An 11,463-nucleotide genomic window follows, 5' to 3' on the forward strand; every position below is an offset into this window, starting at 1 on the left:
AAATGGATGGTCACAGAAGTAGGAAAATGAGGGGAACGTTAAGGGAGGTCCAGATACAAACTCGAACTTTGAGTATCTACCTGCCACCTTCTTATAATAAATTATCAAGTAGTTTTCCAGTAATCTACGTTCATGATGGAGGAAATCTTTTTCATCCTATCTTACATGAATTAGAAGAATTATTCTCTTTAGATATAGCAGAGGAAGTAATACTTGTAGGAATTGAACCAAAGGAGAGGCTTAATGAGTATACGCCTTGGTATTCACCTAGTCTTAATCCCACTTTGCCTCCATTTAAGGGGGAAGGAAAAGCCTATTTATCCTTTGTTACGCAAACGATTAAACCATATATTGATACAATGTTTCAAACAAAAGCAGATCGACAAAACACAGGAATGATAGGAGCCTCCTTAGGAGGGCTGATTTCTTTATATGCCATGTATGACTTTGCTGACTATTTTTCTAAATTTGGGCTCCTTTCCCCGTCACTATGGTATCCGCACAGCCTTTCCTATGTACAAAAAAATGAGATGCAGAAGGAGAATAGTGTTTTTTTGTATGTTGGTGAGGACGAGGGAAAGAGCAAGGGGAATATCCAAAGGTATATGGTTGAAAATGTTTTGCTGGTAAATGAAGTATTTTTTAAAAAACTGCCAAAGGAACAATATCAATTTATTCTGGGAGAAAGTGCGGATCATAAAAGAGAGTACTTTATTCAACAATTTCTCCATGCGATAAAGTGGTTATACACTAAATAAAGCAAGCCCCCCTAAAATTAGGAGGGCTCTAGCCATTATATTAAATTTTCAATTAGCCTTGAAATCCACCTAGTTGCTTTTCAGCCATTTGTACTAAGCGTTTTGTGATTTCTCCACCAACAGATCCGTTAGCGCGAGAAGTTGTTTCTGCACCAAGGTTTACACCAAATTCAGATGCAATTTCGTATTTCATTTGGTCTAGAGCTTGAGATACTCCTGGTACTAAAAGTTGATTTGAAGAATTGTTGTTTGCCATTGTGTTCCAGCTCCTTCTAGTTGTTTTTTTGGTTGGGTTAACTGGAATTGCACCAGTCTGTAAGATATATCTTACTACCACTAGGTATAACCCAATAATCATGGAAAGTGATAGATGCTTATGTTTGCTCTTACCTTGGTTGCTGCTTGTACTATTATTATGGTTGGATTTCATTATCTTATTCTAGAAAAAATCAAGGAAATTAATTCCTTTTATTCCTGCTGGATAGTTTCTAAATCAATAGAGAAACTAAAGGTAAGAATAAATTTAACGCATAAAAAAGATGATTTTAGGGGCGGAATCAAGAGAGGTGGATTTGAAATGGGCTCCATTTGTCCTATCTGTAATGGCTTGGAAAGTTTAGAAAGAACTTGCTCTAATTGTGGTTATCGCATAGAAGACAAGGGCAGAGTGATGGATTATTATGATGACTATAGTGCCTATATGCCGATTGATCAAATGAAGCTAGAAAACGGCTATCAGGATTTATCTGCACATTTATGCCCCCATCTTGTGCTTTGTCCACAATGTGGACAAGAAGAGGTATTGTTTATCCAGGAATAGAGGCTAACCATTAATAAAAGCTTACCATGCATCAGCAAGGTAAGCTTTGAATTTAACTTTTTTTATTAGCGAATACGAAGTTCTGTTTCTTTATCAAAGAAGTGACCTTTATTCATATCAAGTGCTAATTTTACAGATTGACCAGCTTGAAGGTCTGCTCTAGAATCTAAGCGAGCAACAAATTCCTTTCCAGAAAGAGTAGAATATACAAGACTTTCTGCACCTGTTAATTCAAACACTTCTACTTTCGCATCAAAACTTGTATTTTCTGAACTATTTAAGAATACCAATTCATCGTGAATATCTTCTGGTCGGATACCAAAAATAACTTCTTTACCGATATAATTTTGTTCACGTAATGTCTTTAATTTTCCTTCTGGAATAATGAAAGCATTATCGCCGAGTACTAATTTATTGTCTACTACTTTTCCTTCAAAGAAGTTCATTGCTGGTGAACCAATGAATCCGCCAACGAAAACATTTTCAGGTTTTTCATAGACTTCTTTTGGAGCACCAACTTGTTGGATAACTCCGTCCTTCATAACAACAAGTCTTGAAGCCATTGTCATTGCTTCTGTTTGGTCATGCGTTACATAAATAGTAGTAGTTTGAAGTCTTTGGTGAAGCTTTGAAATTTCAGCACGCATTTGCACACGTAATTTAGCATCTAAGTTTGATAATGGCTCATCCATTAAGAATACTTTTGCATCACGAACAATAGCACGGCCTAGTGCGACCCTTTGACGTTGTCCACCGGATAATGCTTTTGGTTTTCTTTTTAAATATTCTTCTAATCCTAAAATTCTTGCAGCGTTATTTACTCTTTCTTCAATTTCCGCTTTAGGGAATTTACGAAGCTTTAAACCAAATGCCATATTATCATAAACTGTCATATGTGGGTATAGAGCGTAGTTTTGGAAAACCATCGCGATATCACGATCTTTTGGTGCAACATCATTCACACGTAACTCATCAATATAGAAATCACCTTTTGAAATATCTTCAAGACCAGCAATCATACGTAGAGTTGTAGACTTACCGCAACCAGAAGGACCAACAAATACGATAAATTCTTTATCCTGAATGTGTAAATTAAAATCTTTAACCGCTTCTACTTTTTCATCATAGATTTTATAAATATTCTTTAACACTAGTTCTGCCATTTTGTTTTCCCCCTACCAATTTGATAATTCTACTTTACCATTTTTGATACCGTTTTCAAATTGGCGAAATGCATGAAAAACGCTTACAGAGTTTTGAGCAAAATGCCTAAGAACTTGTATAGAAATTTCTCCATAAAAATTTCTCCATAAAAAAAGCCAATAATGGCTTTATGAGCTACTTCCCGCTAGTGTAGAATAGGCAGGCAAGATAGGTGGTGATATAGGAATGATAATTCTTTAGGTTCAAACCTGTTTTTTCTGTAAACTTATCAAGTCGGTATTGTAAGGTATTGCGATGGATAAACAATTGTTTTGCTGTATTAGTGCTGTGTCCATTATTTTCAATAAATGTTTTGATGGTAAGCAGTAATTCTTTGTCTTCTTCAAAAATGGAAAACCATTCTTTAAATAAATCAAGTTCGTCTTCCTTCAGTCTGCTGATTAACAGGTTAGGAAGAATCGTTTCTAAGCTAAGAACGGTGGATTTCGGCATAAATGCTAAACCCTTTGAAAATAAGTTTCGTTCTTGTCCAAAAATAACCGGAATAGAACTATTAAGTTTCAGCTCTTTTCCCATGTAAAAGCAAATGGAAAAAAAGAAATCGGATTGCAAAGCTTGTGCAAGAGCGGTGAAATCTTCCTCCTCTAAATATTGTGCATTTTGCTCTATTACAGCCCCTTCATTGGAGCCGTTCCAAATAATAAGACTATTTTCATGAATAAAACCATCAAATGCCGATTCAATTAATTTTCTTTCAATAGAAGCCGTATCACCTTTAATATGAAACTGGATAAAACGTACTGTCTCCATATTTTTGAAAGAGGGCTGTTCTCCGTTAAAATATAGATATTGATTCCAAGCATATTCTTCCTTTTCTAGAGTTTCATCTGGTTGGAAAAAATCATAGCAAGCTTTCAATAATTCTAGCTGAGAGCCATCAATCTCCTGTTTTTGAATCCCAATCCAATCATCTTGAAAATCAACCTTGAACCAATAGTAATCGGAAAGCTGTGATGGTGAAGGGGGGGCTGCTTGCTCCAAACTATGTTTATAATAGGCTAATAATTTATGCTTCAATAGATGGATCCCTCCGAAATTTTTTCATAATTTTATTCTATACCGTTTTATAGAAAAGGGGCAAGTGATGATGATGGTTTATGGTGAGGAAGTTTGGCTGAAAAGAGTGGTGTTTTGGCTGATAAAATAAAAGTTTGGCTGAAAAGTCCGGTGTGTTGGCTGATAAAAAGAAAGTTTGGCTGAAAAGCCCACAGATTTGGGTGATAAAACAAAAATCTGGCTGGAAAATCCGTCACATTAGCTGACAAAATCTTAAAATCAATCGAATGAAAGCAAAAAAGCATCCCCTTTGCCAATAATAAGCGAAAGGAGGGGATGCCTAAACAGTTTATTCGATTAGATGAGGGGGTTCTTCTTCCGGTAGTTCTCTTGCTTCCTCCATATTTGTGTTATTTTCTCTATTTATTACTGCTCCACCTGCTAACCCTTCATTTATGATTCGATCAATATCTAAATAAGCTTTTTCTTTTCCCTCGTATGCGAGATCTTTTTTAGCTTTTTTCATGATAATCCCTCCTAAGTTTTAGGATGGGTCATCTCCTGCGATTTATTCTGAAAGGGGAAATTAGTTAATGAATAAAAAAGCTTTATTAGCTGCTGGCATCGTTTTTCTTCAATTTCTTTTTCGTCAAATAACATTGGTTTGGCATTAATCTCGAAAAGATAATACCGGCCATTCTTATCAACACAGGCGTCGATGGAAAATTCTCCGGTAAAACCATATTTTTGAGTTAACAAGATTCCACAGTGATCAACTATTTTTTGGAAAAATAAGTCATGCTCTTTTTGTTGTACTTCCTGATAGGAAAGTAATTTTCCGCCGGAAGGTATATGGGTTGTAACATTCTGCTGGGTTGATTGTCTCACCCCCACCCCAGTAAGGACATAGTGATTTTCTTCAAAGGTAACTAATAGGCGAAAATCATAGCGATTTCCATTGTATAAAGCTCCGTCAATTTCTTCTTGGAGCAAATACTGTCTTTGGAGCCAATCTTGCTGATACTGTTCCCAGACTTGATTTAAAGTAGAGTAGTATTTGGTCTCCTCGGTTGTACTGACATGGATAGAATCGTTTTGTTTTAATCTGATACGGTAAATATTTTTCCCCTTAAAGCCTTCTACTGGTTTTAAATAAATATTTTTATACGTAAGCAGAAAATCAGCAAAGTCTTCTTTCTGCTTTAAAAGAATGGTTTTAGGCAAATGCTCTTTTAATAAGGGAGAATCACGAAATAATTGATGAAGCTCCCATTTATTAATAAATGAAGCGTTAAAAAAGGGGATTTCTTGTTCTTTCAATAAAGATACGGCTGTCTGAAAGGGTTCCTGCTTCTCTGTTTTTCGAAAAGGAACACGATTATAGACGATGTTTGGTAACGGAGTAATCGCTTTTATCCAACTGTTTCTGCTGGAACAAAATATATATCCCGTTAGTTTTTCTGTCTGTAAGTTTTCAGGAGGAAAGATAACGATAATTCCTCCTGCATGTTGTTGAAGTTTTTCCTGTAGCTGTTTAAAGAGCTCTCCATTTCCAATTAATTTATTATGCTTATTTCTTGCAATCATAATTCCGATTAATGGACCAACCTTATTTTCGTGTGGGACAATTGGGAAAGCTGCATGGTTGGCAGCTGGCTTTGAAGTAGCTAAGCGCATGTTAGATGTCCCAAAAAAGTAAGTGTCCCGCGAGGCTGTGTACCAACATTCTTTTTCGGAATCATAAAAAATATTCATTGGTAGATATCCTCAAGACTTTTAATACTTTGATCCATTAGGAAGACTGCGTATTCGAGTGATTTTCTGCGTGTTTCTAAATCGAATTTTCTAAGAGAAGGATGCTTAAAAATACTTCTTCCCGGCTTTGCATTGGCTTCGAATAACCATACGCGTCCTTTTCGGTCCAATCCTAAATCAAAGCCGACTTCTCCGATATATCCTTCCATTTGTTTTTCCAGGGCCTTACTTATTTGCAAGGAAGCCTTAGATAGTTTATTGCTTATTTCTTCGCAATTAAGATCTGTATTGGTTAATTCCTCGATTGCTTTAACCGTACCACCATTATTAAGATGAGTGGTAACACTGCCGGTGCCTGCAATTTTTGCGGCCATTGCCGTCATTTCCCATTTGCCATCTTTATTTTTATTGGTATGCACACGGAAATCAACTGATTTTTTTTCTGAACGAATTAAGTGAATACCTTGTTGAACGATATAATGAGATAAATTCTGATTTTCAAATAAGTGATTCATTAATCCTTCTAAATGATCAAATTTCATCAAGCGATTGCCCTGCTCCTCATCTTTAAAGCGAGTATAATAGCAGCCATCCTTTTTATCAAATAGTATTTGGTAGATTCCCTTACCAAGGCTTCCATTTTTAGGCTTGATATAAACATTGCCAAAGTTGCTCAGCATTCTTTCAATGACAGAAAAATTAGTGAGTGCATGGGTTTCAGGCAAATAATCGGAAATACTGTCATCCTGAAGAAGCCGTTCATAAATATCGAGCTTGTTAAAGAAGCCAGGATTATACCAGGATATAGAATATTCTTTCTGTAATCGGGTTTTAACGGTCTGGATTCGGTGGAGATTTTCAATTCGGCGATTTGGGATACGGTCATAAACGACATTAGGAAAAGGAACCTCTACTGATTTCCAGCCATCTTCGTAAAATAGTCCATGAATCGTTCCTGTTTCCCAATTAATATGCTGCTCTCCAAATAGGAAAGCAATGACTCCAACTGTTTTTTGGACAGAAAGAAGTTTAGAAAATAGAATCGAACGATCTCCGATTGGGCGAACTTTAATTGTTGAAAAGCCTGAAGTGAATATGCCTACGAGTGGTCCAATATAGATGGTTTCGTCATCTGAAAATAAGTGCACATTTGAACTGCTGGAAGGCAGTAGTAAATCTTTAAAAAGATCGGAACTAATGCCTATCATATTTTTTGATTTTTTATGTTTTTTTATAGTGGCTTCTTTGCTGACGGCTCCAAATGCAATCATTTTCAAATTTTTATTTGTTTCAAAGTCCGTTGGTAAGTAGACAGTATGTTCGCTGTTAGAGATTATTTCGATAGGATATAGTTTCTTCATCTCGATTCCTCCTTTTTTCATCAGCAAGTTTAGCAGCATAAAGGATTGGGGCTTTATAGAGCTTTTCACATAGATGTGGATATGCTGTCATGATCACCTTTCTCCCTGGTTTTGAATTTACATCAAGAATCCATAACGACCCATTTGGTGAAATGCCAATATCTACGCCAATCTCAAATAATGCAGAGAAGGAATTTTCTAAAATAGAAGGAAGGAGAGTAAGAATTTCCTCCATCTCTTGTTTAAGAAAGCCTTTTAATGGAAAGTGAGCAGTTTGAAACCAATCTTCAAATGGGAAAATCGACGCACCAGCACTTAAATTAGAAATAATTCTTCCTTTTTCGCCAATGCGGACTCCTTTTTCGATAATGTTCCATTCTTCGTTTGGATTTTTTTGCAGAAAAGCACGAATATCAAATGGCTGGTCTTCTTTGTTAGCAAGGGGAAGATGTGCCTGCATGATATAAGCGTTTCTATTTAAAAGCTGGTCAAGCCATTTATTAAAAGTCACCCGATCCGAAAATATTTTTTCTATTGTTTTTTCTTTTTTATCTGTTCTAACTAAGATTTCATTATTTTGCTTTCTAATAAAATAAAGTCCATTTCCTTGAGAACCATTTATTGGTTTAATAATGACGGGATTTAAGTGTTGAAAATTTATTTGTTTGGCTGATTGTAAGAGAAAAGTTTCAGGAATATATGCAGAAAGTTCTGACTCGCATAATATTTGGTATAGTTTCCATTTATTTGGCAATCCATTGCCGAGAAAGGTAATTGTTGGCTGTTTTTTCAGCCACTGAATAATATTTTTGCATTGAATGGAATGTGAATCATCATGATAAAAGCAGCGATCATATAGAATAGAAGGAACTGGAAATTCTGCTTCTATCCAACTATCTGAATCTGGTATATATTGTTTTCCTTTTACGGTATGTGTAAAGGGATGATAAGTAGAAGGGACAAAATGATAAATAGTAAATCCGAAATCCCTTCCATATTTTGCGATTTGGTGAATGTAATGATTTTCATGGTCGAGGGATAATGACATGATCCCGAAATTATTCATCGTCTGATAGCTCCTTTAAACAAGGGGAAAAGGAAAGTGTAATAAAATATTCAAGTAAAGCTTTTGTGGATGGCCTTGTTTTTTCAATATGTTCCTCTAATTTCTTAGAAGGTTTAGAGTTTACCTCAATGATCCATAAGTGTCCTTGTTTATCCATACCGATGTCAATTCCAAGTTCACCTAAGTATCCATCTGTATTTTTATTGAGGAGATTGGCAATTTTGATTGCTAATATTTTTAATTCCTCTAATTTTTGTTCTGCATTTTCTGTATGCAGCAATTCATTTAACACAGCTTTTGCAGGCTTCATCTCTGCGCCTTGGGCAAGATTGGCAACAATTGCATTCTTTTGGGCAATCCTAGCAACGGTAGATGTTATCGTCCAGTTCCCGTGGTAGTTTTTGTGGCAAAGAATACGAAAGTCAAGGGCGCGCCCTTGCCATTTTTGAAAGTCTATTCCTTGCTGGCAAATATAGGATCTTCTCTTACTATAGCGTTCTAGCCATTTCCAGAGTTTTTTTTCTTCCGTGAAAAGCTGGCTTTTTCCTTTCTTTTTTCCAGAAGAAATGGTAGCAATATAATTATTGTTAATGGACTCAATATGAATGATATTTCTGCCTTGGCTTCCATGAACAGGTTTCACATAGAGAACTGGAAAATGCTTTAGCATAAAGTGTAAGTTTTCAGCAGTTAAAGGCTCCGTTACCGGTAAATGGAGAGCAGCTGCTGCATCTTTAACGAGAAGTTGATATGTTTCATCCTTTGAAAAAAATTTACTATTAAAAATAGGAATTTCTTTGTCTTCTAATATTTTTTTGAGCTTCAAAAAAGAAGTACTTGCCTCTGCCTTTCGCGAATGAAGGCGATTATAAATAACATTCGGATAAGGGAATGGTTGTTTAGACCAGGTGTTATTAGCAAAAAAATAACCGTGAACGAAATCATCTTGAACATGCTGTAATCCGAACAGATAAAAGAATCCGCCTATTTGCGTTAATTCTTCCGTCAATTCCTTGCATAGATGTTGAATAGCAGGAAAAGAAATATCCTCTTTATCGTCGTTCACTTCTGTTAATATACCAATAACAGGGCCTAAATGGATTATTTGATTCTTGTGATAATAGGGCAGAAGATAGGTGTTGATTTCTTTAGGAATGGGCAAGTTTTTTTCTAAATCTGTACTAAAAACAATATCTTGTTTTTCAAGAGAATGTGTTTGTACATTTACTGGAATAAGCATTTTAGCTATACATACATAAACGGCATCATGGAGATCCACTTGTAAAAATTTTAATAAAGAGGGACTGATTGCAATAGATAATCCTTTTAATGTTTTTTGAAAATCATCTTTTTTTGTTAGTTGCAAAAATTTCAGAGTCATCCAGATTCCCCATTTGTTTTCAAGTTATGAAGAGGCAATACGGATATTCGCCTATTTTGGTGCTGATATATCTTATGAAAGATGAGCAGAGTTGTGAAAGACATAGGAAAAAGATTTATCGATTAGATGGGAAGAACAGCATATATAAGTTTTTAGAAGCTTTCTTGAATTTCTGAAATAGAGGTATTTCTGGTATTATGATGCATAGTTTGTTATAGTGGAGTCAATTGTTAATGAAAAGGAGTTGTTTAAATGGCAGTAAATTTACATGATCCTGCTAATGCTTTAGAGAAAGCGATTCGTCAAAGTGATGAATATACAGAATTGAAAAAGATGTATGATACGGTAAATGGAGATCCTTCTGCGAAAGCAATGTTTGATAATTTCCGTAATATTCAATTACAGCTTCAGCAAAAGCAAATGTCTGGTCAGGAAATTACACAAGAAGAAGTAGAACAAGCCCAAAAAACAGTAGCACTTGTTCAACAACACGAAAGTATTTCGAAACTGATGGAAGCAGAACAACGTATGAGCGTATTAATTGGTGAATTGAACCAAATCATCATGAAACCATTAGAAGAGCTTTATGGTCCTGCTCAACAACAATAATACTGGCAAAACTCCTCTACTTTTAGTAGGGGTTTTTTTTGTAGCGGGATGACGTTTCTTTTTGCTATTTTTATAAAACAAGAGGACGGCATGGCGCCGTCCTCCATTTAGCCAAATTTATTTAATTATTACTTAGAATCTGCTGCCGCCAAGTTGTTGCTCAGCCATTTGTACTAATCTTTTAGTGATTTCGCCACCAACAGAACCGTTAGCGCGTGAAGTAGTTTCAGCTCCAAGGTTTACTCCAAACTCTGATGCAATTTCATATTTCATTTGATCCAATGCTTGAGATACTCCAGGAACTAATAATTGATTTGAATTGTTATTTGCCATGATGAATGTTTCCTCCTTGAGTAATTTAATTTGTGTTACGTTTATTATTTTAAAAAAAATGACCTATTTTATTCAAAAAAGTAAAAAGAAATTTTTTCCATAGAGATGGATACCAGAATGGATTAGATTTTACTATCTAACAACCAACCCTTACATTGCAAAATCTTACTAGAATAAATCCATACATCTTTTGTTTAATCTTCCCTCAAAAGTTCTATTATGCTTGTTTTCTACATAAATGATATATAAAGACAATACATCGAAGAAATGGGGGAAATTTATGATATATCGCTTACTAGCTTTAAATATCGATGGTACTCTCCTTCAATCAAATGGGCGCTTAACGAAAGCGACGAAAGAGGCGATTGAATATGTACAGCAAAAGGGAATTTATGTAACGCTTGTAACCGCAAGGAGCTTGCCCTCTGCGAAAAAGGTGGCAAAAGCGTTGAAATTAAATAGTTACATCGTGGCACACGAAGGAGCATTAGTGGCCAATCATGAAGATGATACTATTTTTGTTAAACGAATCGCAGAAGACCTTACATCAGATATTGTCCGATTCTTAGAAGGATTCATATGCCAAATTCGTTTAGTGCATGAAAAATTCTCACTAGCTAACAAATCAAAACTCCATCATAACATGCTTGCAAAAACGGTCTTGTCGTCTGGAGATCCAGTCTTTTATTCCCACCAATTTGTCGATGTTTTAAGTGATGTTTTATTAGAAGAACCAGTAAGTCCGCCCAAAATGGAAGTTTATTTTGAAGAGAAAAAAGACTGCCAGGATGCAAAAGAAGTGCTTGAAAAGATGTTTGACAATATCCATATTGTTCAACATAATGAGCTGCGTCTAGATATTTTACCAGCTGGTGTATCGAAACGAAGCGGGTTGTTACTTTTAGGGGAGAAGCTTGGAATAAAGAGCAGCGAAATGGTTGCCATAGGAGACGGCTTAGACGATTTAGAGGTAATTGAAGCAGTAGGTCTTGGTGTGGCAATGGGAAATGCTCCAAATCAGTTGAAAATTGCGGCTGACTGGGTAACGAGATCTAATGATCAAGAAGGGGTTGCTTATATGGTCAAGGAACATTTCCGTAAACAGCATCCCATTGATTTTTTGCGCAAGATGAATATTATAAAATAGCTATTATTTATAT

Annotated in this window: 13 protein-coding genes; 4 read left to right on the forward strand and 9 right to left on the reverse strand. The window is 35.6% G+C overall.

What is annotated here, in order from left to right:
- Positions 1-2 precede the first annotated feature (2 nt).
- Positions 3-758, forward strand: coding sequence for an alpha/beta hydrolase (locus tag NSQ89_RS03035; protein WP_341132241.1), 756 nt, complete (start codon positions 3-5; stop codon positions 756-758).
- A gap of 52 nt (positions 759-810) precedes the next feature.
- Here NSQ89_RS03035 and NSQ89_RS03040 read toward each other — a convergent pair whose 3' ends face one another.
- Entirely contained in the window at positions 811-1,014 is a 204-nt protein-coding gene (locus tag NSQ89_RS03040) for an alpha/beta-type small acid-soluble spore protein (RefSeq protein WP_031535675.1), read from the reverse strand.
- A 114-nt stretch (positions 1,015-1,128) separates the two neighbouring features.
- Between NSQ89_RS03040 and NSQ89_RS25300 the strand changes: the two genes are divergently transcribed.
- A complete protein-coding gene (locus tag NSQ89_RS25300) occupies positions 1,129-1,578 on the forward strand; it encodes a hypothetical protein (protein WP_373694325.1) in 450 nt (149 codons plus the stop codon).
- A gap of 65 nt (positions 1,579-1,643) precedes the next feature.
- Here the strand turns inward: NSQ89_RS25300 and NSQ89_RS03050 are convergent, their stop codons facing one another.
- The 7 genes from NSQ89_RS03050 to NSQ89_RS03080 form a co-directional block, all read right to left on the reverse strand.
- Entirely contained in the window at positions 1,644-2,741 is a 1,098-nt protein-coding gene (locus NSQ89_RS03050) for an ABC transporter ATP-binding protein (RefSeq protein ID WP_061797584.1), read from the reverse strand.
- Positions 2,742-2,916: 175 nt separating this feature from the next.
- Positions 2,917-3,819 (reverse strand): PucR family transcriptional regulator, encoded by a 903-nt coding sequence (locus tag NSQ89_RS03055; RefSeq protein WP_053215718.1) that lies wholly within the window; start codon positions 3,817-3,819, stop codon positions 2,917-2,919.
- Positions 3,820-4,147: 328 nt separating this feature from the next.
- Entirely contained in the window at positions 4,148-4,324 is a 177-nt protein-coding gene (locus tag NSQ89_RS03060) for a hypothetical protein (RefSeq protein ID WP_162837586.1), read from the reverse strand.
- Between the two features lie 11 nt (positions 4,325-4,335).
- On the reverse strand, positions 4,336-5,553 hold the full coding sequence (locus NSQ89_RS03065; protein WP_095258779.1) for a YheC/YheD family endospore coat-associated protein: 1,218 nt from the start codon (positions 5,551-5,553) through the stop codon (positions 4,336-4,338).
- The gene (locus NSQ89_RS03070) at positions 5,550-6,914 is read right to left on the reverse strand and encodes a YheC/YheD family endospore coat-associated protein (protein ID WP_341132242.1); all 1,365 of its coding nucleotides are present in this window, start codon (positions 6,912-6,914) and stop codon (positions 5,550-5,552) included. Before NSQ89_RS03070 ends, NSQ89_RS03065 begins: the two co-directional genes overlap by 4 nt.
- The gene (locus NSQ89_RS03075; protein WP_095321616.1) at positions 6,880-7,980 is read right to left on the reverse strand and encodes a YheC/YheD family endospore coat-associated protein; all 1,101 of its coding nucleotides are present in this window, start codon (positions 7,978-7,980) and stop codon (positions 6,880-6,882) included. Before NSQ89_RS03075 ends, NSQ89_RS03070 begins: the two co-directional genes overlap by 35 nt.
- On the reverse strand, positions 7,973-9,361 hold the full coding sequence (locus NSQ89_RS03080; protein ID WP_341132243.1) for a YheC/YheD family endospore coat-associated protein: 1,389 nt from the start codon (positions 9,359-9,361) through the stop codon (positions 7,973-7,975). Before NSQ89_RS03080 ends, NSQ89_RS03075 begins: the two co-directional genes overlap by 8 nt.
- 252 nt (positions 9,362-9,613) lie before the next feature.
- Here NSQ89_RS03080 and NSQ89_RS03085 point away from each other — a divergent pair, with 252 nt between their 5' ends.
- Positions 9,614-9,970 carry a YlbF family regulator gene (locus tag NSQ89_RS03085; RefSeq protein ID WP_047943039.1) on the forward strand — a complete coding sequence of 119 codons (357 nt, stop codon included), beginning with the start codon at positions 9,614-9,616 and terminating at the stop codon, positions 9,968-9,970.
- A 132-nt stretch (positions 9,971-10,102) separates the two neighbouring features.
- Here NSQ89_RS03085 and NSQ89_RS03090 read toward each other — a convergent pair whose 3' ends face one another.
- The gene (locus tag NSQ89_RS03090; RefSeq protein ID WP_047943041.1) at positions 10,103-10,303 is read right to left on the reverse strand and encodes an alpha/beta-type small acid-soluble spore protein; all 201 of its coding nucleotides are present in this window, start codon (positions 10,301-10,303) and stop codon (positions 10,103-10,105) included.
- Positions 10,304-10,583: 280 nt separating this feature from the next.
- Between NSQ89_RS03090 and NSQ89_RS03095 the strand changes: the two genes are divergently transcribed.
- On the forward strand, positions 10,584-11,450 hold the full coding sequence (locus NSQ89_RS03095) for a Cof-type HAD-IIB family hydrolase (protein WP_047943043.1): 867 nt from the start codon (positions 10,584-10,586) through the stop codon (positions 11,448-11,450).
- Positions 11,451-11,463: the final 13 nt, after the last annotated feature.

The organism is Niallia sp. FSL R7-0648, assembly GCF_038007005.1.
GTDB classification, from domain to species: domain Bacteria; phylum Bacillota; class Bacilli; order Bacillales; family Cytobacillaceae; genus Niallia; species Niallia circulans.